The organism is Anaerocolumna sp. MB42-C2 (genome assembly GCF_030913705.1).
Classification (GTDB): Bacteria; Bacillota; Clostridia; order Lachnospirales; family Lachnospiraceae; genus Anaerocolumna.
In genome coordinates, this window is the sequence record NZ_CP133190.1 from 4,083,121 (window position 1) to 4,105,000 (window position 21,880).

The 21,880-nt window shown below is 36.2% G+C and carries 17 protein-coding genes; 11 read left to right on the plus strand and 6 right to left on the minus strand.

Going from position 1 to position 21,880, the window contains the following annotated elements:
- Window positions 1-120: 120 nt before the first annotated feature.
- Entirely contained in the window at window positions 121-1,083 is a 963-nt protein-coding gene (locus RBU59_RS18225) for a CAP domain-containing protein (protein WP_308143912.1), read from the plus strand.
- Window positions 1,084-1,331: 248 nt separating this feature from the next.
- Here RBU59_RS18225 and RBU59_RS18230 read toward each other — a convergent pair whose 3' ends face one another.
- Complete coding sequence (locus RBU59_RS18230) at window positions 1,332-2,036, minus strand: ATP-binding protein (protein WP_308143913.1); 705 nt, start codon at window positions 2,034-2,036, stop codon at window positions 1,332-1,334.
- A gap of 360 nt (window positions 2,037-2,396) precedes the next feature.
- On the opposite strand from RBU59_RS18230, the gene RBU59_RS18235 reads away from it, so the two are divergent.
- Complete coding sequence (locus tag RBU59_RS18235) at window positions 2,397-3,056, plus strand: Crp/Fnr family transcriptional regulator (protein WP_308143914.1); 660 nt, start codon at window positions 2,397-2,399, stop codon at window positions 3,054-3,056.
- A 105-nt stretch (window positions 3,057-3,161) separates the two neighbouring features.
- Here the strand turns inward: RBU59_RS18235 and RBU59_RS18240 are convergent, their stop codons facing one another.
- Window positions 3,162-4,073 carry a metallophosphoesterase gene (locus tag RBU59_RS18240; protein ID WP_308143915.1) on the minus strand — a complete coding sequence of 304 codons (912 nt, stop codon included), beginning with the start codon at window positions 4,071-4,073 and terminating at the stop codon, window positions 3,162-3,164.
- Window positions 4,074-4,090: 17 nt separating this feature from the next.
- Window positions 4,091-5,635, minus strand: coding sequence for a DUF4474 domain-containing protein (locus RBU59_RS18245; RefSeq protein ID WP_308143916.1), 1,545 nt, complete (start codon window positions 5,633-5,635; stop codon window positions 4,091-4,093).
- Window positions 5,636-5,833: 198 nt separating this feature from the next.
- On the opposite strand from RBU59_RS18245, the gene nox reads away from it, so the two are divergent.
- Window positions 5,834-7,168 carry a H2O-forming NADH oxidase gene (gene nox, locus RBU59_RS18250; protein WP_308148601.1) on the plus strand — a complete coding sequence of 445 codons (1,335 nt, stop codon included), beginning with the start codon at window positions 5,834-5,836 and terminating at the stop codon, window positions 7,166-7,168.
- A gap of 122 nt (window positions 7,169-7,290) precedes the next feature.
- Here the strand turns inward: nox and RBU59_RS18255 are convergent, their stop codons facing one another.
- On the minus strand, window positions 7,291-7,437 hold the full coding sequence (locus RBU59_RS18255; protein ID WP_308143917.1) for a hypothetical protein: 147 nt from the start codon (window positions 7,435-7,437) through the stop codon (window positions 7,291-7,293).
- Between the two features lie 90 nt (window positions 7,438-7,527).
- The gene (locus RBU59_RS18260; RefSeq protein ID WP_308143918.1) at window positions 7,528-8,664 is read right to left on the minus strand and encodes a sodium ion-translocating decarboxylase subunit beta; all 1,137 of its coding nucleotides are present in this window, start codon (window positions 8,662-8,664) and stop codon (window positions 7,528-7,530) included.
- A gap of 406 nt (window positions 8,665-9,070) precedes the next feature.
- Here RBU59_RS18260 and RBU59_RS18265 point away from each other — a divergent pair, with 406 nt between their 5' ends.
- Complete coding sequence (locus tag RBU59_RS18265; RefSeq protein WP_308143919.1) at window positions 9,071-10,552, plus strand: methyltransferase; 1,482 nt, start codon at window positions 9,071-9,073, stop codon at window positions 10,550-10,552.
- Window positions 10,553-10,779: 227 nt separating this feature from the next.
- Here RBU59_RS18265 and RBU59_RS18270 read toward each other — a convergent pair whose 3' ends face one another.
- Window positions 10,780-13,062 (minus strand): helix-turn-helix domain-containing protein, encoded by a 2,283-nt coding sequence (locus tag RBU59_RS18270; protein WP_308143920.1) that lies wholly within the window; start codon window positions 13,060-13,062, stop codon window positions 10,780-10,782.
- Between the two features lie 283 nt (window positions 13,063-13,345).
- On the opposite strand from RBU59_RS18270, the gene RBU59_RS18275 reads away from it, so the two are divergent.
- From RBU59_RS18275 to RBU59_RS18305, 7 genes are all read left to right on the plus strand, one after another.
- Window positions 13,346-14,293: an ABC transporter permease gene (locus RBU59_RS18275; protein WP_308143921.1), complete on the plus strand. Its 948-nt coding sequence runs from the start codon at window positions 13,346-13,348 to the stop codon at window positions 14,291-14,293.
- Between the two features lie 128 nt (window positions 14,294-14,421).
- The gene (locus RBU59_RS18280) at window positions 14,422-15,276 is read left to right on the plus strand and encodes a carbohydrate ABC transporter permease (RefSeq protein ID WP_308143922.1); all 855 of its coding nucleotides are present in this window, start codon (window positions 14,422-14,424) and stop codon (window positions 15,274-15,276) included.
- A gap of 55 nt (window positions 15,277-15,331) precedes the next feature.
- Window positions 15,332-16,858 (plus strand): extracellular solute-binding protein, encoded by a 1,527-nt coding sequence (locus RBU59_RS18285; RefSeq protein ID WP_308143923.1) that lies wholly within the window; start codon window positions 15,332-15,334, stop codon window positions 16,856-16,858.
- Window positions 16,859-17,156: 298 nt separating this feature from the next.
- The gene (locus tag RBU59_RS18290; protein ID WP_308143924.1) at window positions 17,157-18,080 is read left to right on the plus strand and encodes an ArsR/SmtB family transcription factor; all 924 of its coding nucleotides are present in this window, start codon (window positions 17,157-17,159) and stop codon (window positions 18,078-18,080) included.
- Between the two features lie 522 nt (window positions 18,081-18,602).
- The gene (locus tag RBU59_RS18295) at window positions 18,603-19,991 is read left to right on the plus strand and encodes an ABC transporter substrate-binding protein (RefSeq protein WP_308143925.1); all 1,389 of its coding nucleotides are present in this window, start codon (window positions 18,603-18,605) and stop codon (window positions 19,989-19,991) included.
- A 125-nt stretch (window positions 19,992-20,116) separates the two neighbouring features.
- A complete protein-coding gene (locus tag RBU59_RS18300) occupies window positions 20,117-21,010 on the plus strand; it encodes a carbohydrate ABC transporter permease (protein ID WP_308143926.1) in 894 nt (297 codons plus the stop codon).
- Window positions 21,007-21,834 (plus strand): carbohydrate ABC transporter permease, encoded by an 828-nt coding sequence (locus tag RBU59_RS18305; protein ID WP_308143927.1) that lies wholly within the window; start codon window positions 21,007-21,009, stop codon window positions 21,832-21,834. Before RBU59_RS18300 ends, RBU59_RS18305 begins: the two co-directional genes overlap by 4 nt.
- Window positions 21,835-21,880: the final 46 nt, after the last annotated feature.

Consider the following 21,880-nt stretch of genomic DNA (forward strand, 5'->3'; position numbering starts at 1 on the left):
GGATTGATTTTTGGATATACTTGAGTTGTCTTCCAATAACTAGTGGTTGAACCGTAAGATGTATTATGTTAACCTTAGTGAGTAACTTAGTTGTAGATAGCAGATAGGAGGACATATCGAATGAAGAAACTTTTAGTAACTTCCATGGTAACTTTAACATTAGTATCATCAACACTATTTGGAGGAAATCTAAATCCTTTCGATGTTAACAATACAGCAGTAGCTGCTGCGGCCACTACAAAAAGTTTTAAAAATTGTAAACCAACCGTTAGTGTCAAAAGTACAACAGCTACCACTGCAAATCTTAACATCGGAAAAGTAAGTGGTGCAGACAGTTATAAAGTATATCGCGCGACTTCCCCCAATGGATCCTATAAATGTGTTGGTACCACTAAATCCAACTGCTTTAAGGATTCCGGCTTGAAGGCAAATAAAACTTATTACTATAAAGTAAAGGCCTGCGATAAAGTTAATGGTAAAACATTAGGAAGTCAGTTATCCAACCAGGTAAAGGCTACCCCTTGCAAAAATGGAAGCAAAACAACAATTATCTATTCCGGATCGAATGGCGCGGATATTAATGAAATCATTAAAAAAGCATTAAACGGTAATGAAAATACCAGTACCCCAACCAAGACTGCTACCCCGAGCAAGACCCCTGTTAAAACCCCAACACAAACGACAACTCCGGCGTCTACCAATAATTATGACAGCAGCTTTGCCGGCCAGGTATTGAAATTAGTGAATGAAGAACGTGCAAAAGGCGGTTTATCGGCATTAACCATGTCACAGAATCTGGTTGCACCGGCAAATAAACGTGCACAGGAAATCGTTCAGCAATTTTCTCATACCAGACCGAATGGTACGCAATGGTCGACTGTTTTGGATGAATATAATGTAAGCGTAAGCGCAGCAGGTGAAAACTTAGCTTATGGATACAATACACCGGAAGCAGTAGTAGAAGGATGGATGAATTCACCTGGTCACAGAGCGAATATCATGAATGGCAAATTCCACAAAATCGGTATCGGTGTATATAAAAACAATGGAACCGTATACTGCACGCAGTTATTCTCTAACTAATGACAAGACGGTTTAATGAATAAGAAGTAAATAGTTAAAAAGTCCAATTCGATTAACCGGATTGGACTTTTTGTTATAAGCGCTTGCCGGCACGTATATCCTATTACAGCGGTACGCCAGACAAGCAAATAATATTATAATAAAATGGAGTCTACAGCTAATTTAGCAGCAGACTCCTATATTAACATTGAACACTCTTTGTAGGGAGAGGCCCAATTGTTATTGCATAAGCTTTTACAATTCCGTAATTACATTTCTACAAGGGTACCATCTGTCGAGATCGTTACAACCTGCCAGGGAATCATCTTACCACTGTTGATAAGGGCAGTTTTCACTGCATTTACGATACCGCCGCAGCAGGGAACTATCATACGTACGACAGTTATACTCTTAATGTCATTCCCGCGAAAAATATCAGTTAATTTATCTGAATAATCTCCTTCATCTAACTTAGGGCATCCGATTAAAGTGATTTTATTTTTCATAAATTCATTATGGAAGTTCCCATAAGAATAAGCGGTACAATCGGCTGCAATAAGAAGGTTTGCTTTATCAAAATAAGGTGCGTTTACAGGTACTAATTTAATCTGTACAGGCCATTGGTTTAACATGGACTCAGGAGTTACTGCAGGAGTTACTGCAGGTTTCATGGCGTCTCTTTGTATCATTTTGGACTGGGAACCCGGGCAGCCGGAAAAGTGAGGTGTAATTTTCTTTTTCTCCATATTCTTTTTTACCTCTTCTTCGTTATAATCTAAAGCTTCTCTTTCTTCAAAGGTTATTGCATTTACAGGGCAGACCGGAAGACAGTTACCAAGTCCGTCGCAATAATCATCCCGAAGCAAAACTGCTTTACCGTCTATTAATCCGATGGCACCTTCATGGCAGGCATCTACACATAAGCCACAGCCATTGCAGGCCTCTTTGTCAATTGTTATTATTTTTCTTTTCATATATATTCTCCTTAAATTATGTTTTGTAGTTTTTTATTTCATGCCGTTACTGTTCACTCCCCTGCAAAAAGCAGCAGTTCCGCGAAAATAACACGCTTCGTGATGCACACAAAACGAGGAGGCAGCGTTCCTACGCTGCAATTTCTCCGGTTTTCTGTGACTTTAGCTTCGCTACATTCACAAAAAATACGTCGCGTTTGTTGCCTGTGAACAGTAATATCATGCTTCTATCTTACTATAGTTTGTTGTTTTTATCGGTTGCATTTGCAACAAACTTAATATAAAATATAACTAATTCCGGTAATTAGACAAAAGAAAGAGCAATGTGGCCTGTTTTGTAATAGATGATAGGAGGAAAATATGAATCAGGAAATTTTAATATTAGCTAAAATATCCTTATTTCAAGGAATTGAGGAAGCAGGTATAAAGGATATTTTAGGATGTTTGGGAAGCAATGTAAAAAGTTATAAAAAAAATGAGACAATTATAACTGCCGGATCTAAGATTACTTCATTAGGTATTGTCTTATCTGGCGGAGTTCAGGTGCTGCGGGAAGATATTTTAGGAAACCGTATGCTTGTAACAAGCTTAGGCGAAGGGGATATCTTTGGGGAAACTTTTGCGTGTGCAGGAATAGAAGAATGCCCTGTAAGCGTAATAGCAATGGAAACCAGCCGGGTCCTTATGCTGCCTATTAATCGGATTGTTACGCCCTGCACGAAAGCCTGCAGTTTTCATAGCAGCCTGCTAACAAACCTTCTTAGCCTGCTGGCAAGAAAGAATTTATACCTTAATAATAAAATGGAATTGTTATCGAAACGAACCATACGGGAAAAGCTAATGGCATATCTGTCTGGGGAAGCTAAGAAAAATCACTCTAATTCTTTTGAAATATCATTAAACCGTAATGAGATGGCGGATTACCTGTGTATAGACCGCAGCGCCATGTCCAGGGAAATCAGCCGGATGCAGGAAGACCGTTTAATTAAATACCATAAAAATTATTTTACAATCATATGATTCGAGTCTCAAAACCATAGGGCTGTCAAAATGATAGCTTTATTGCTAGGAATAAATAGTAACCTTATCATATTACGCTATCCTTTAAACAGCCCAGCAGTGGATTTAAAGTATATTTTTGGGTTTTATGCCAAAGTAATCCTGCAATTTAACCGGGCCTTCTAATATTACCCTGTCAACATATAAAGATCTGTCATTTCTGGTTCTTACAGCCCATTTTACCAGGACAATGCTGCCGTTTTCGATTTCAATTGCAGTGATACAACGTGGATGAACACAGCAGCCGTCATTAAAATAAAGTGGTTCATTAACTTGAGGAAATACTGGTCTGTGAGTGTGTCCGGCAATTAACATCTGGTTTTGTTTTTTGGTCCAATACACTAACTTTTTTTCTACCTTTTCTTTCCTGGTATGATTTTCTGCGGCACTGGTAGGATCTTTAACACCGGTTAATTCTAAGGGGCGCCATAGGTACCTGACTAAGAATCTGGATAATCGCCACAAATTATAATTTAAGAAATCGGCCTGGTGTCCGTGAGTTAAAAATAACAGATTATCAGTGTCTTTATATTTTAACACCAACCCCTCATGAATAGTTAGGTTGGGAAATAAGGGTACCCGTCTTTTAATACTTTCATCATAATAAGATTTTAAATTATCATTTGCAAAATCTTTGTATTTCTTCACATGATCGTGATTACCATATAACATATAAAATCTACCTGCTTTATAGAACTTTGACATAAGCCAGAAAGCATCACTGTGTATGGATATAATCCGGTCTATTTTACGGTTCTCCCACAATTCATCCCCATCACCAAGTTCAATGTAAGTAAAATCTTTTCTGTAATAAAAGTCTAATGCTGCAAAAAACAAATTCTGATTACCTAAAAAATTATCCCCCCAATTACCGTCCCCCCTATGGCAATCACTCATTAAAACTATTTTAGAGGAATCATCTATGAGAATTTGTTCGGCAGAATTGAATACTTTGTTCAGACGTGAGTAACTAGACATACTATTATCCTCCCTGCTTATACTTTATTCACCTCATCTGGTGTTTTAGAATCCTCTTTGGGGATAGTTTTATCCGAGATAAGAATATTCTGTTCAATATTTAGAATATCTTGTTCTATATTCTGGACATCCGATTCTGCATTAGGAATATCCTGTTCTGTCAAAATAGGATCTTCTGCTGATTCTGTAGTTTGATTATATTCTTCGGGAAGTTCATACAGAAAGATTCCATTTTGCTTATCTATATTTCTAATCGGTTTATTAAAATTCAAATACTTTCTGATAATCTCATAGTTCTTAAATATATCCTTAGTACCGCCTATATTAATTATTCTATGATATAACTTAGGTGCTGAATACCTGACATATTTCAGTTTTGAAACTGTGTTATTATAAGTTGAGGTTGCCATATTGTAAGCCGTACAATTTCTGTTATTGTTGGTTTGCATATAATCTTCAATATACTCTGTTCTGGTTCTTGGCTGTGCGGAATGTGGAGTCGCATATACAAAGGATACCGTAGTACCTGATATAGTCAGATCTCTCATGGAATAACCGGTTTTTAACATACCACCCAAGAAAGCATCTAACATTTCTTTATCCTTTAGAGTTATCTCTATATCTACGGTAAGTTCTTGCGGCCAAGAGAATTCACCCAGGCGGAATCCGGTAAGCCACCAATGCAGTTCCCTCCGATGGAAAAGTTCTTTCCCGTTTTTCTTTAAGGAAAAGGCTAGAGGAAGATGATCCTCTTTACTGGCACATTCATAAAAGGTACCATTAAATACTCCCGGAATATTAAGGACTGGACCCGTAGTTGTATAAATGCCGATTTCACATCCGCTGGTCATACCATACTGGCCTTTCCAGAATTCAATGAGCCATTTTTTCCCACCGTATTTAAAGTAAACAGGCTCACAATCAATGATCATACTAAAACCGGCCGAACCCTCATCATATAACATGCAATATCCGCATTCGCTTTGCCAGCCATACATAATGGAATAAAAATAATCCTGTGGGGGATAATAGGCAAAACCAAACGGTTTTAAATCATTATTTAAGGCATCTAAGTCAAAAGGGATGTCAGGAAGGCTTGGTGGATTTGCTGGAGCAGGAGAATCCGGCAGTTTAGGTGAGTCCGGTAGTTTAGGAGAATCCGGCATTCCGGGTAACGGTACATCAGGTACATCCGGTATTCCAGGTAACGGCACATTAGGTAAATCCGGTAGTCCGGGTAACGGCACATTAGGTAAATTCGGCATTTCTGGTAATGGTACATTAGGTAAATCCGGTAGTCCGGGTAACGGTATCTTAGGTACTTTTGGTAAACAGGGGAACATAGGTAAGATAAGTTTTTTCAAGCGTTCTATATAATCAAGGTTTGTAGCACTTAAGATCATGTCTTTCTTTTTTTTACGTTTGAAATAAAAAGCTGCCCAGACTAAAGCTCCGGAAATCACTGCACAAGCGGATAATAAAATAATCGGAAGAATAAATTTTGAATTTATATTAAAACCCAAAGGCTGAATAATTATATTTATATTTTCATAATTTAGCATAAAATAACTCCTTTCATATTAGCTTATATTATAATATTCGAAAGAGCTTCTCTATGTTAAAGGAACTGTGCAAGTACATGAAAATATTATAAATTGCTATTGTAATTTTAGGATTTTGGATTATAATAATATTAGTAACAGTTACTAATATTATTATAAAATATTAAAATATCTATATAAAAGCTTAAGGAGGCTTAAATTATGAGTAAAATTATTGTCATCGGTGCTAATCATGCTGGGACGGCTGCGCTCAATACAATTCTTGACAATTATAAAGATAATGAGATAATTTCATTTGATGCAAATAGTAATATCAGCTTTTTAGGATGTGGTATGGCGCTATGGATAGGAAAACAGATCAGCGGGCCGGAAGGGTTATTTTATTCCACCAAAGAAAAGCTGGAGGAAAAAGGTGCGAAGATATATATGGAGACGCCGGTAGATTCTATTGATTACAACAAAAAATGTGTTTATGCAACCGGCAAAGACGGGACAAAATATGAGGAGACATATGACAAGCTTATTCTTGCTACAGGATCAGTTCCCATTGTTCCTGACGTAGAGGGGAAAGATTTAGAGAATGTTCAAATGGTTAAGCTATATCAGAATGCTCAGGATGTAATTGAAAAATTGAAAGATGAATCCATACAAAATGTAGTTGTAGTAGGCGCCGGTTATATTGGAGTAGAACTTGCAGAAGCTTTTAAGCGGTGCGGAAAGTCCGTTACGGTCATAGATTGTGTAGATACCTGCCTTGCCGGTTATTATGATCCGGAATTTACAGAGGGTATGAAAAAGAATCTGGAGAAAAACGGAATACAATTAGCTTTTGGAGAAACTGTGCAAAAGCTTTCAGGCAATAAAAAAGTAGAGATGGTAATAACAGATAAAGGCAGCTATAAAGCGGATATGGTTATCCTTGCTATAGGGTTTAGACCTAATAATAAGCTGGGGGATGGCAAAATTGATGTATTTCGAAATGGTGCCTTTATCGTAGATAAACATCAGCAGACGAATATTCCTGATGTTTATGCAATCGGAGATTGCGCCACCGTTTACGATAATTCAATAGATGATTTTAATTATATTGCGCTTGCATCCAATGCAGTACGTTCCGGTATCGTAGCTGCTCATAATTGCTGCGGTAATCCAATAGAATCCGCGGGGGTACAAGGTTCAAACGGTATCAGTATCTGGGGGTATAATATGTTATCTACCGGTCTTACATTAACCAAAGCAAAGAAATTAGGAATCAATGCTGTGGTTACGGATTTTGAAGATCTGCAGAAGCCTGCTTTTATTGAAAAAAATAACACGGTTAAGATCAGAATTGTGTATGATGCAGATTCCAGAATAGTACTAGGAGCACAAATGGCTTCCGAATATGATATATCCATGGGACTTCATATGTTCTCTCTGGCAATACAGGAGAAAGTAACTATCGATAAATTAAAGCTGCTTGACCTTTTCTTCCTGCCGCATTTTAACCAGCCTTACAGCTATATAGCGATGGCAGCCTTAAAAGCAGAATAATTTCGAACCTAAAATAAGCGGTGTAAAAAATAACTTTCGGATTATTTTTTACACCGCTTATTTAGTTGAATGACTATTACTTTGTGTTTTTTAATTTCTAATATTGAGTTTAACTTATATTATTACTCATTTTTAGACGGTTTTTCAGGTAATTTCTTCTCACACCACTGAATAAATATAACTAAAAATGTAATTAAAAGGATTACGGCAAATATACCAAGCATTCCCTGCCACATAATGCCAAGGGATAACAAAAAGTTCTCAAGCATAAGATAACTCCTTTCCGGATAAGTTTCCTTTAAAAGTTATGAATCGTACATAGCTTATTTCGGAAATAATGTTATATAGTTAAAATTCTATTACAGAAGTCTGCTTACAAGACTAATGATAATACCACCGGCTACAACAGATGCAATCTGTCCCGAGACATTAGCACCAATAGCATGCATTAAGATATGGTTTGTAGGATCTTCTTTAATTGCTAATTTCTGAACAACACGTGCAGACATAGGGAATGCAGATATTCCGGCTGCCCCGATCATAGGATTAATCTTATTCTTTCGGAACAGATTAATAATCTTGGCAAATAAAACACCACCAATAGTGTCAAAGATAAATGCTACAAGACCGAGTCCCATGATTAAAAGGGTTTGCCAGGTTACAAATTTTTCTGCCTGCATACTGAAAGAAATGGTGATACCTAATAATAAGGTAATCAGGTTAGCCAGGGAATCCTGAGCAGTCTCAGATAAGCTGTTTAAAACACCGCATTCACGAAGCAGGTTGCCGAACATTAAGAAACCAACTAAAGCTACTGACATAGGTGCAACAAAACCGGCGATCACAGTAACCATAATAGGGAATATAATTTTAATTCTCTTGGAAACGGAAACCGGATTGTATGGCATACGGATTAATCGTTCTTTTCTTGTTGTAACCAATTTAATGGCAACGGGCTGAACCAAAGGAACTAAAGCCATGTAAGAATATGCAGCTACCGCGATTGCACCAATGTATTTTGAATTCATAATTTGGGATACTAAAATAGAAGTAGGGCCATCTGCGGCACCGATAATACCGATAGAAGCAGCATCTGCTAAATCAAAACCTAATAAAGTTGCAACTGATAAGGTAAAGAAGATACCAAACTGTGCTGCCGCACCAAATAATAACATAATAGGGTTTGAAAGAAGCGGACCAAAGTCAATCATAGCACCGATACCAATAAATAATAAGATTGGAAGCGCTTCGGAGGCTTCAATACCTACATTGAAAAGCCACTCTATAATACCTTTTGTTTCTCCTATACCGCTTAATGTCTGATTTAAGACACCGGATAACGGTAAATTGACAAGAATAGCACCAAATCCCATAGGCAATAACAAGGATGGTTCATATCCTTTTTCAATTGCCAGATAAATTAGAATTATGCCGACTGCATACATAATTAATTGTGGGATTGTAACAGATGAAATTCCCGATAATAAAAAATCCATAGCAAGTTCTCCCTTCGTGCTTGTACAATTTAAAAATATAGAGTTACGAGCATTAAAAAGACCTGTATCCCCAAAGAAGGATACAGGTCTTGTCATTTCAAATTAAACCAGGACTACTTGTCCATGATGTTGGTTTAACTGCAAAAATAAGCTAATATGTATAAATATAAGCTTATTTGCCGACTACTCCCCTATATCAATTACAATTACAATAGCATAATTATAAAATGAAGTCAATAAAAAATAAGAAGTTTATTCTTTATACTACAATTAAGTTTGATGTGTGTTATAATGATTTTATCTTATTTTGGTAATGATAATAGAAAGAAAATGAAATGGTTAGTTGGTAAAGAAGACTATTCAACACAACAAAACAGTTAACAAATGTTAAACATAAAGGAGATTCATGATAAGAGATACATTAGAAAAACTAAAACAGAACGTTGATATTAGGCAGAATTTAATACAGTTACGTTCAGAACTGAAGGAAGGCCATAACAAAACCGCGTTGCTTTATCAAATTGGAACCGATTATACTATATTTGAATGCTTTTTAAACCATGAAGATGCAAAAATACGAAAAAATGCGGCATTGATTCTGGGTGAACTTGGTATACCTGCTTTCCTGGATAAATTAATGGAGGTTTATCGGAGCGAAACGCAACTGTTTGTCAGAAGTTCTTACTTAATAGCTTTAAAAGGATATAATTATCAGAAATTACTGCCAGAGTTAAAAGAGAAACTTTCTGAATTAAGCGCAATGCATCCAGATGATACAAATAAAAAGCATATAACCGAAGAAATAAGAGTTTTATCAGAACTAATAATATCGGCAGAAGGGATCAAACAGCATACTTTTACCGGTTTTTTGGTACCGTCCCAGCTGGTACTTTTGACGAACCGTAATTTCATTCGTATCACAATGGATCAGATAAAGGGTGAAAATAAAAAAGAATTTAATGCAGGTGTAATAGTAAAAACAAAGGATATAAATGATATCTTACCTATAAGAACTTACAGTGAATTACTATTTATGCTGGATGAATTAAAAACCTGCAGCAATGATGTCAGCAAAGCAGCAGAAGCTTTTGGAAAAAGTAAATTATTAGAATTTATGAAAGCAAGGCATGATGGAGATGCACCGTATTATTTTCGTATTGAACTTAAAAGTAAGGCGGATTTGGATAAGAAAAGTGCTTTTACGAAAAAACTCGGAAGTGAAATAGAAAGATTGTCAGGCAGACAGTTGATTAACAGCACTTCAAACTACGAGTTTGAAATCAGACTGATTGAAAATAAAGAAGGTAACTATAACATATTGGTCAAACTGTATACCTTAAAAGAGGAGAGGTTTACTTATAGAAAGAATTCAATTGCTGCTAGTATACAACCTGTGAACGCAGCCCTTATTGCCGCTTTGGCAAAAGATTATCTTATGGAGGGAGCTCAGGTTCTGGACCCTTTCTGCGGGGTTGGCACCATGTTAATAGAACGTCATCAATTAGTAAGAGCGAATACGATTTATGGTCTTGATATCTATAGTGATGCGATTGAAAAAGCCAAAGAAAATACGAAAGCAGCGAATGCCATAATTCATTACATCAACCGGGATTTCTTTGATTTTAAACATGAATATCTGTTTGATGAAATATTTACAAATATGCCAAGAATCATGGGACATAAAGAAGAACGGGAGATTTTTGATTTATACCGCAGATTTTTTCTTAAAGCGAAAGAACACTTAAAAAAGAATGGTGTTATGATTTTATATTCCCATAATCCAGAGTATATTAAAAAGCTTTTAAATAAAAGAGAGTATCGTTTGGAAAGAGAGTATGAAATATCCAAGAAAGAAAAGGCTTATTTATATGTGATACGATACATTTAAGCAAACCTATAATATTTTAAGCAATACGGGCAGGATGCATATGAACATGCAAAAGGATAATATCCGATAGGAAAGAATGGCACTGAAGTAACAGCGCGTCAGCGCTAGAGTCTGGCAGACCAGACTCTTTCTTCTAGTGGTGTTATGTCTTGAAAAGTTGGATTAGTTGCATCTATATACTGTATTTGGACAGGACAAGATTCTTTATAGTCATTGTATGAATATGATTACATCTCACGGTAATCCCGTGGTGTAATGTACATACATCTTTTAAATGCAGCACGAAAGGTATGGGGATTGGTATAACCTACCTGTTCGGAGATATCATTTATTGTCAGAGAGGTTGCTTTTAGCAGTTTACAGGCCTTTTCGATTCTGAGCTTTTCTATATGGTCGCTGATATTTTCATGGCGCTGTTCTTTAAAAATCTGGGAAAGGTATTTCGTTGAGATTCCACAATGTTCCGCTATATTTGATACACATAGCTGCAAATCGGTATAGTTCTCACTTATGTAAGTCAGTACATTATTAATGACCGAATCATTCTTATTACCATTATCTTTTTTATTTGATTCACTGATATTAATACAAACTTGTTTAATAAAATCAAAATATGTGAAAAAAGTTGCTGAATCATCCGGCAATATAGAATCAAAAAGTTGATTTAATTTAATATACTCATCTTCTGTTTCCTCTTTCTTGAGAGAAAGGACATGGTTGGCAAGGCGGTAAAAATCATAAGACAGGCAGCGAAGCAGTTTGGGAGCGACTGGAGACGGGCCAATACAGTTAGTATATATTTCATCTAAAAGATGTTCAACATTATATGTACTTCCCACCATGATCTGGTTGATTAAATTTTGCTCGGCATAAAGATTATATTGATAGTTGTATAGTATGTTATTCTCATACAGGTTCATATACCAGGATACGGATTCCGGTGGAGCAGATATATTGTTTTGAATATAGCGTGCTTCTTTATAAGAACGAGGAATGTCATAAAGGGACCGTACGAAATTATCGGCATAATAACATATGGGTACAAGCGGTTTGATACATGAAAAAGTGCTGTCAATCTGATTCTGGACATCGGCTTGGTCCAGATTTGTTCCAACTAAAATAACTAAACTGGACAGGTCGTAATCAATAATAAATGCATCCTCATTGAAAACTTCGGTAAGGTGGGTACGGAGCGTTTGCTTTGTTTGTAAAGACAAATTTAATGCAATTGAGGGACTGTCTTTTATCGGAAGTTTGAGGGTACAAAGTATTGCCACATAATATTTATAATTTAAAGATAGAGAAAGCTCTTCCATATCCAGTATAATATCGGATTCATAAAGATAATCTCCATGAATCAATTTGCGCAGAAACGCTTCCTCCAAAATGCTTTTTTGACGGTCGATATAATCCTTTAAGAATTGATTTTGACTGATTGTCTTAGCAGCAGCGGACTGAATATATTCATAGACATTCCTCATTTCGGATTCATTTAAATTCACAGACGAAAAAGTATTTATGATTGTTTCTACTGAATTAATATTACATTTTGCATTACGATACATAATAAAAAAGGCAATTAAAATAACTGCTGCGAGCTGAAAGACTATGATCATAGTAAATGATTTGACGGCACTTAAAGCAGAGTTAGCGGGTTGTATGATAAGAGCCGTTATGCCATAATTATCAGCTGATTTCTGATTAATTAGATATTTTTGGTGATAATTTACACCATCAGAAAGGTTCTTGGCAGTAACAAAGTGCCTTACCCATTCCGGATCAAAGTTACCGACTGATTTGGAGGTGATTTGTGTTTGTTTCCCTTTGATTTTGCATTGAAGGACAGCCATACTGTTATCAGGAAGAGAGTCAGCCATTAATTTTTTTATATAATCGAAATCTAGTACAAACAAAATTACACCGGTAGGTTTCTGGTAAGAATTACCGGGAAGAGATTGTGACATAAGCATAGAATTACCGGTATTTCCATTTCTGTTGATTATCGTGTATGGCAGTAATTCATGATTTAGATAAGAATTCGTAAAATATTCCTTAAATTGATCCAGTTCCATATCCATATAACTGAAATTAGAATCATAAAAATCACTTAAGGTACTGCCTCCCTGAAATGGTGTGATGATCTTATTTTCATCGAATAAAAAGATGTAACATGTTTGAAGTATTGGATTAGAACGTGCTTTTAAGAACATCTGCAATTGAAGCTGATCATAGTTCAGAAAAAAGCTTGATTTGGATTTGGAAGTTTTATCTTGAATATGCGATGTCTGCAGGGAAAGACTTTGCAGACTTTTCTCTAAATCGTCCATTAGGTTATTGACATTCTGCACAATATTGTCAACGACTGCCTGACTGCTTTGTTCGCTGCTCTCCTGAATTTTATTTGTATATTGACGAAAAATGAACCCACAAATAGAAGATGGAAGTAAAAAAACAATAAGATATGGAATAATTATTAAAAAAAACAAGCGCTTTTTATAATTTTTTGTCATTTTTTCTACCTCCTGAGTATAACAATATTCTAAATATCTCTGTATCAATTGTCAAGAAAATGAAGAAAATCAGGAAAATCATACGCTTACTTGTAAAAAATACCTATAAAAAAGGATAAAATTACGTTCATCCGGAATTTTATCCCTTGCTAAAACTATGAATGATTTATACATTATTATAGCAGGGCGCTGATTGTTTTGTTAAAAGTAACCTATTCAAAATAAATGTAACTATAATACATATCAGCATTTTAGTAAAACAAGAAAAGAGGTATTTATAGAATTGAAAAATGCAGAAACTAAAAAAACTGAATACAATTTTCCGAAAGAATCTCTTAAAAAAAGAATGTGGAAAGCTAAATGGTTTTATCTGCTTATGCTTCCGGGGTTAATTTATTTTATTGTATATAAATATATCCCAATGTGGGGAATTCTGATGGCATTTGAAAACTATATGCCCGGCAAAGGGATTATCGGAAGTGACTGGGTGGGCCTAAAACATTTTGCCAACTTTTTTTCCGGTGATAAATTTGAAATGTTATTCCGGAATACCATGATTATCTCGGTGGGAAGTCTTGTGCTGTCTTTTCCGGTTCCGATTATCCTTTCATTAATGTTAAATGAAGTTCGTAATAATACATATAAAAAAAGCATACAGACAGTTTTATATCTGCCGCACTTCCTTTCCTCGGTTGTTATCTGTTCTTTAGCATATGTGTTATTTTCAACGGAAGATGGTATTATCAATCAGATTATTGTTACTTTTGGCGGAGCTAAAGTGAATATTTTAATGAACAAAGATACTTACTACGGTCTTTTTATTGGAACCGGAATATGGCAGGGAGCAGGCTGGGGTACCATTATTTATCTGGCTGCTTTAGCTGGTGTGGATCTGCAACTGTATGAGGCAGCTAAAATAGATGGTGCAAATCGCTGGAAGCAGCTTTTATATATAACAATACCAAGTCTTCTTCCAATCATAATGATTCAAATGGTACTAAGTTTAGGTAACGTACTGGATGTAAGCGTAGAAAAGACACTGTTATTAAGTAATGCCATGAACCGGAATGTAGCAGAGGTATTTGATTCCTTTGTGTACAATCGTGGTATTGTAAATGGTGAATACAGTTATTCTACTGCAGTCGGTCTATTTAAATCCAGCGTTGGGGTTATTCTGGTTTTAGGTGCTAACTGGTTGAGTAAAAAAGTAACAGATGAAGCGATTTACTAATGAAGGAGGCTATATAGTGTGAAAGAAAATATATCTGAAGGAAGGAATGCCACATTAGAATTCTTTCACACATTTTTTTGTGGCAGTAACACATCTGTGGAAAGATGTGTTATGCAATGGGTATAAATATGAAAAAATTGAAATTAGACAGGTTGAAAATATTTGATATAATTAATTACTTTTTGTTGGCATTATGTGCATTTATTTGTTTTGTACCATTCTGGTATGTTATTGTTTCGTCAGTATCCGGCAGAGGGGGATTTTTGATACATGATTTTAATCTGGATGCTTACAAATACATATTTTCTACACAGACTTTATTAAGGAGTATGTTTATAACAATAATGGTTACGGTTTTTGGAACGATTGCCAAACTTCTTGTTACTGCATTAATGGCCTATTCGTTAGCTGAAAACACCCTTCCGGGAAGAAAATTAATTTTAAATCTTGTTATATTTACCATGCTGTTTTCAGGAGGAATGATACCTACCTTTTTTATCGTAAGACAGACGGGACTTATTAATTCTCCATGGTCTATGGTAATACCCTCCTTGGTAAGCCCATTTAATCTCATTGTTTTGAAGAATTTTTTTCAGAGCATTCCTTATGAATTAAGGGAAAGTGCAAGAATCGACGGATGCCATGAGGTAAAAATACTTTTTAAAATTGTGATGCCTTTAGCACTACCAGCAATGGCTACCTTTGGACTATTTTATGCGGTTGGAATCTGGAATACCTACATGTCGGCATTATTATATATTCAGAAACCCGATTTTTGGCCCATTCAAGTGTTACTTCGAAAAATTGTTTATGTATCCAGCGGCTTGGGAGATAGTGAAGGTATGGAAGCAAGTGTAGCCGCTATGTCACAAAGTATAAAAATGGCTGTTATTCTGGTATCAACTATTCCGATTTTATGTGTTTATCCCTTTTTGCAAAAACATTTTGCAAAAGGGATAATGGTTGGATCTATCAAAGGATAGAAATATTTGCCGGGGTTACCGGATAAATATAAAAAAATGGGAGGTATTTATTATTATGAAAAACAAAATATTAAGAAGCATATTGGGATATATGCTAATTGCAACAATGTTACTTACTGCATGTTCTTCCGGTGGAGGAGAGAAGACGGGTGTAGACGATCAGAAGACGAATGCAACTGCAGATAATGGAGGTTCAGAAGAACCACTAAAGTTAGATATGGTCATAGGTTATGATGGAGTTGAGTTTCCTCAACCAGGTAATAAGGTTGAAACTACAATCGAGAAGTATACTAATACGGAGATTACGATTACACCTTATCCTGGTTCTACTTTGCATGAAATGCTTCCTACAATGATTGCTTCTGACGAACTTCCAATGGTTATAAGCTTTGGAGGCAGTCAGTTAACAAAAAGTTACATGATAAATGCAATGAAATCAGGAACATTTTGGGAATTGACAGACTATATTAAAGATTATCCTAACATAGCGCAGATAAGCGATCTAACATTTGAAGCCTGCTCTATTGACGGTCACCTGTATGGACTTCCAAAACAGCGTGGTCTTTCCCGGGATGCTGTTGGGTATCGTTATGACTGGATCAAAAATCTGGGAATGCAAGAACCGAAGACGATAGATGATTTGTATAATTTAATGATAGCATTTGCTGAAAAAGATCCGGATGGAAATGGTAAAAAAGATACCTATGGCACCTGTATCAACCCGTTAGGATGGTTTAATATCTATCTTGGAGGGGCTAATGGCTGGAAATATGAAAATGGAAAGATGATTTGTAACCGTTTTACACCTGAATATCAAAAGGCACTTGACATGGTGAAGAGTCTTTATGAAAAAGGAGCGTTGCATCCGGAATTTTCGATTCAGAATCGTTCCCAGATTGAGGCACTATGGACAGAAGGAAAAGCAGGCATGTATTTTAATATCAATAACTTTGCCCAGTTTGTTATGGAAGAAAATGCAGATGTTCATGTAAATGGTGTATTTTCAAGTGATAAAGGAACATTTACATCTGCGGGTACCGGTCATAACGGCATATTGGCAATCAGCAAAGATAAAGTAAAAGATGAGAAAACTTTAAGAAAAATCCTGCAATTCTTTAATGATTTAGGAGATGAAGAAATGTGCAATCTTCTGGTACTTGGAATCGAAGGTGATGATTATAATATTAAAAATAGGGAAGCAGTTCCTATACCGGATAAAGTCGACGAAGTTGGAACCCAGGTCTACCTTCCATATGCAGCGCCTATAGCGGTAGTATACCCTGACCTACATACTATGCCTGTAAAACGTTCTTACTTACAACAACGCAGCATAGAAGTTCTTGAAGAAAACGAACCATATGCGGTAGCGGATCCGACCGCCGGACTCATCTCTGAAACGAATAATGAATTAGGTACAGATCTGAATACTGTTTTAAGTGATGCGGATACCAAATATATTATGGGAGAAATAACAAAGGAACAGTGGTTGGAACAGAGTGAACTATGGAAAGAAAGTGGCGGTGAAACTATAGCAGAAGAGTTTGCACAAGCATATGAAGTTCGTTTAAACGAAAATAAATAATATTATTAAGACGCCTGGTCGTATCAATATGGTTAACCAGGCGTTTTGAATGTACAAACTTTATTTTTTACATTCGATAATTACAATTATAATTTTATATCGGTTACCTTTGATATTACACGTAAAAAACACGGCATACAGGTAACTAATGTTGATGTAGTTTAATTTTTAAAATAGCTGAAATATAATATTGAATGTATAAGATATTTAAATGTACATTGTAAACTGAAATAACTATGATATAATTAGTAAGAATAAGAACGATTTATCAAGATTACCTAGAAAGGCAGGATCTATTGTGGCAAAAATTGTTGAATTAAATATGGAAAATGAAGAAGAGCTGTGTGAAGTAGCCAAAGCTTTATCATCTCCTGCACGTATTGAAATATTAAAATTATTATACCATGAAGGGTTAATCATAAATGAAATTGCCAAAAAGCTCAATATACCTGCATCCAGTGCCGCCCTTCATGTTAAAGTTCTTGAAAAGGCTAATTTGATAAGACTGGAGGAACAGCCGGGAACCAGGGGATCTATGAAATTATGCAACCGGAAAAGGGATATTGTGAATATCAGCTTAATAGCCAGAAATAATAATATTAATGAGACTGCCAGTGTGGAAATGCCTATTGGTGCTTTTTCCGAATGTAAGGTGATACCGACCTGCGGACTTGCCGATGAAGAAGGAATAATAGGTATGGAAGATACGGAATATTGTTTTTATCTGCCGGAACGTATACATGCACAGATTATTTGGAGTTCGGGAGGGTATTTAGAGTATCGGTTTCCAAATCTTGTACCAAAGGGCAGAAGTCCTAAGAAACTTATCTTATCCATGGAGATTTGTTCCGAAGCCCCAAGTTACAGAGAGGATTGGAAGTCCGATATAACAATTTGGATAAATGGTATGGAATGCGGCACCTTTACAAGCCCGGGGGATTTTGGAGCCAGGAGGGGACGTTTAAATCCAATTACCTGGGAATCAGGCAATACTCAGCATGGTTTGTTAATGACCTGGGAAATTAATCAGGAGGGCTCTTATATCAATGAAAAAAAAGCAGAAGACCGTACAATAAACGAATTTGAGATTATGAGCAAATCCTCTGTTACCGTGAGAATCGGAAATAAACCCGATGCGAAATATATGGGAGGTTTTAATTTATTCGGAAAAAAATACGGAGATTATGCGCAGGATATTATAATGAATGTTGAGTACTGCTAAATCTGCTCATGTCTTAAGTATATACATATTACATACATAGTCTGCAAGTAATTTCATATCAAAATGAAAGACGTTATAAAATCAGGGATGATTTGTACGTCTTTTTTTAGTTCAGAAAGTTCTCCGAACTTCCCTATGAACCAAAAAGCCTTACCGGGCAGGATGCACATGAACACATATAAGTTTACTATCCTTTGGCAGATAGAATTAAACAATATTTATGTAAGCTTTGTATTACTATATTTTAGAATCACATAAATATTGTTTAAATAACTTATATAGTTATTTAAAATTGTAAAATAACCCCAAATACCATTTGACAATTTATGGAAAATCACATAAAATAAACAATAAGGAACAAAAATAATGTTAAAACATTAATTTTGTTCCTTAAAAAGAGATTGATTCAACAATATTTATGTTATAAACAGAATATACGTGTGCCGGCATAAAACGTATTATAAGGGGGCTGTTTGTGAGAGCAAAATATTGCTGTGTCAAATTTAAAAGGGAGGTATTTTAATGAAGAAAAAATTATTATGTGTATTAATTGCCGCAAGTCTTATCGCTTTTTCTTTCACCGGATGTTCCGGCAGTAAAACCGACAGTACGGCAGGTACCGACGTCAAAAATCAAAATACGGTTACGGATACCAAAGAGGGGGCATCTGATGCAGCCACAGTAGATGTTAATGAAGATGGTACCGTAAACAATCCGGAGAATGTCAAAGTCGAAGAGGGTAAATTAGTATTCTGGTCACTATTCAGTGGTGGCGACGGAAGTTTCATGGACACAATTATATCGGATTATAATAAAACGAATCCAACTATGGGTGTACAATCCATCATGTTAGTTTGGGGGGATTACTATACAAAACTTCAGACTGCTGTAGCTGCCAAGAAAGGCCCGGATATCGGTGTTTCTCATGTTTCAAAACTTCCGGAGCTGGTTGAACAGGGCGTTTTAATCCCGATTGATGACTATGCGAAAGAAATCGGAGTAGACTGGAGCCAATATGCGGATTCATCCAAAGAAAGTGTGACATTTGATGGTTCTACTTATGCTATGCCGTTGGATACCCATGCAGAAATCTTATACTTTAATAAAGATATATTAGAAAAAGCGGGAGTTGCACTCAATGCAAATAATCAGCTTGATATTACAAGTGAAGATGATTTATATGCAATTCTTGATAAAATTAAAGGTGTTCTCCCAGATGGGGCTTCACCGATTGCTATGACGAATTCCGGTGATGATCCTTACCGGTTATGGTGGGCAAGTTATTTCCAAATGGGCGGAACGGCTCTTGTTAATGAAGAGGGAACGGAAGTAACCATGAATAAAGACATTGCGGTTAAAGCTGCAGATTTTGTAAAAGGTTTATTTGATAAAGGATATATCAGCCAGGGTATAGATGACCATCAGAAATTCTTCCAGGGCGGCCAGGCAGGACTTTTTATTGGCGGTACGTGGGCTGTCGGAGCCTTTGAAAAGACTGAAAACCTGCATTTTGGTGCACAGGCATTTCCGAAGCTTTTTGACAAAGATGCATGCTGGGCTGATTCCCATACTTTAATTATTCCTTTTAATAAAAATAGAACGGAGGAAGAAACCAAAGCTGCGGTGGAATTTATTAATTACGTATCCTCCAAAGGGGCAGCCACTTGGGCTAAATCCGGGCAGATACCGGCAAATAAATCCGTGTTGGAAAGTCAGGAGTACCTGTCCTTAGATTACAGGAGCGGTTATAAGAGTGCATTGGAAACTGCAGTTTTACCGTCAAAGAATCCTAATTTCTATTCCATGAAAGATGCAATGATTACCAACTTAAATACCGTATGGACTGGGCAGACTGATACAGCTGCAGCAATTGACAGTATGTATGGTGAATTAGAATCGAATTTGAAATAATCGTAATATATATTTATATAAGAGGCTGTTGTGAAACTTGATTCGTAATCTCGTTCAAAAAGAGAGTAGGTTTTGCCGCAGCCCTTTCATCGCGATTTAATTACGAAATATCAGGAGGTAAGAGCATGGGAAGCAGAGCTAAGAAAATCAGAAAAGCACTGGTGGGTGCAGGGTTTATACTGCCGTTTCTGGTTTTTTATACGATATTTACCATTTGGCCGATGATACAGGGGGTATATGTTAGTCTCCATAAATGGGGGCTTATGGGGAAGATAAGATTTGTTGGACTTAATAATTATTCAAAATTTTTGCATGATAAATATTTTTGGGGAGCATTGCGTAATACGACTGTATTTGTTTTAATAACCGTGCCTGCATTAATCATATGTGCTATTGCATTGGCTTTGCTTGCTAATCGGGTCAGTAAATTACAAAAATTATTTCGAATCTGCTATTATCTGCCCAATGTACTGTCAGTGTCGGTGGCCTCCTTTACGGCTATTTATATGTTTGCACCTTACCGTGGGTTTATAAATAACTTTTTACATAGCATTGGGGTATTAAGTCCTGCTGTAGAACTTCAGTGGCTGCAGGATAATCATCTCGCCTGGGCAACCATCTCCGCCATGACAATCTGGTGGACGGTGGGATTTAGTATGATGATATATCTTTCTGCATTACAGGATATACCGGATCAGCTTTACGAAGCCGCTGATATTGACGGTGCCTCCAAAAGAGTCCAGCTGTTTTCTATTGTTCTGCCTTTGTTAAAACCAACAACTTATCTTATAGTATTATTACAGGTGATTGCCTGCTTTAAAGTATTCGGACAGATTTATATGATTACTGGAGGTGGTCCGGGAACCAATACCAGACCTTTGATTCAATATATTTATGAGACGGCCTTTGAAAAAAATGATATGGGATATTCATCCGCAATTTCTTACGTATTGTTTCTGATTTTAGTTCTTTTATCGTTAATTCAGCTTAAAATTCAAGGTAAGGGGGAAAAGGCATGAAACAGAAATTTAATTTAGGTAAAGTTATCCTGACAGCTCTTTCTGTCCTGATTGCTTTAATTTTTGTTACACCGGTAATTTGGTCTTTAGCGGTTTCATTTCAAAGAGAAGGAAAACAAATTAAGAATATATGGGACTGGTTTAAGCCTCCTTACACCATAGAGAACTACCCTAGTATAATTTTCCACAGCGATGTGCCAACCTGGATGTTAAACAGCTTATTTATTTCAATTATATCCACTTTCCTGGTAGTTTTATTATCCGCATTAGCGGCTTATGCCATTGCCAAAATTGATATGAAAGGAAAGGGACTGCTTTATGTATATTTTCTTTTGGGTTTGATGGTTCCGGGTGAGGCGACAATCGTACCGCTGTTTATTACAGCTAATAAACTGAATCTGATTGATACGTATCCGGGTCTTATATTTCCAACAATAGCAGGATCAATGAATCTGATTATTATGATAACCTTTTTTAGAGGAATTCCTGGTGAATTATTGGAGTCAGTAAGAATAGACGGAGGCGGTGAATTGGTCATATTCACCAGGATTGTATTGCCATTATCTAAAGTAGTATTAGTTACAGTTGCTATTTTTGCATTCGTAGGAAGCTGGAACAATTATCTGTGGCCTTTACTATGTTCCATGAGCAGTGAAAAATTTACTCTTCCAATCGGTATACCGACTTTTGCCGGGACTTATACTGTGGATTATGTCCGGCCAATGACCGCTAATATGGTGGCTTCCCTGCCTGCAATCATTCTTTTTATACTATTTGAAAAACAGATCGTAACAGGTATCACCATGACAGGGGTAAAGGGGTGATGGAGGCAGTTCTTACTATAAAATCAATAATGAAAGAGATGTTTTT

Coding starts and splice junctions, on each gene's coding strand:
- RBU59_RS18225 (WP_308143912.1), top strand. CDS start 121: ATGAAGAAACTTTTAGTAACTTCCATGGTAACTTTAACATTAGTATCA.
- RBU59_RS18230 (WP_308143913.1), bottom strand. CDS start 2,036: ATGAAAAGAAAAATAATAACAATTGACAAAGAGGCCTGCAATGGCTGT.
- RBU59_RS18235 (WP_308143914.1), top strand. CDS start 2,397: ATGAATCAGGAAATTTTAATATTAGCTAAAATATCCTTATTTCAAGGA.
- RBU59_RS18240 (WP_308143915.1), bottom strand. CDS start 4,073: ATGTCTAGTTACTCACGTCTGAACAAAGTATTCAATTCTGCCGAACAA.
- RBU59_RS18245 (WP_308143916.1), bottom strand. CDS start 5,635: ATGCTAAATTATGAAAATATAAATATAATTATTCAGCCTTTGGGTTTT.
- RBU59_RS18255 (WP_308143917.1), bottom strand. CDS start 7,437: ATGCTTGAGAACTTTTTGTTATCCCTTGGCATTATGTGGCAGGGAATG.
- RBU59_RS18260 (WP_308143918.1), bottom strand. CDS start 8,664: ATGGATTTTTTATTATCGGGAATTTCATCTGTTACAATCCCACAATTA.
- RBU59_RS18265 (WP_308143919.1), top strand. CDS start 9,071: ATGATAAGAGATACATTAGAAAAACTAAAACAGAACGTTGATATTAGG.
- RBU59_RS18270 (WP_308143920.1), bottom strand. CDS start 13,062: ATGACAAAAAATTATAAAAAGCGCTTGTTTTTTTTAATAATTATTCCA.
- RBU59_RS18280 (WP_308143922.1), top strand. CDS start 14,422: ATGAAAAAATTGAAATTAGACAGGTTGAAAATATTTGATATAATTAAT.
- RBU59_RS18285 (WP_308143923.1), top strand. CDS start 15,332: ATGAAAAACAAAATATTAAGAAGCATATTGGGATATATGCTAATTGCA.
- RBU59_RS18295 (WP_308143925.1), top strand. CDS start 18,603: ATGAAGAAAAAATTATTATGTGTATTAATTGCCGCAAGTCTTATCGCT.
- RBU59_RS18300 (WP_308143926.1), top strand. CDS start 20,117: ATGGGAAGCAGAGCTAAGAAAATCAGAAAAGCACTGGTGGGTGCAGGG.
- RBU59_RS18305 (WP_308143927.1), top strand. CDS start 21,007: ATGAAACAGAAATTTAATTTAGGTAAAGTTATCCTGACAGCTCTTTCT.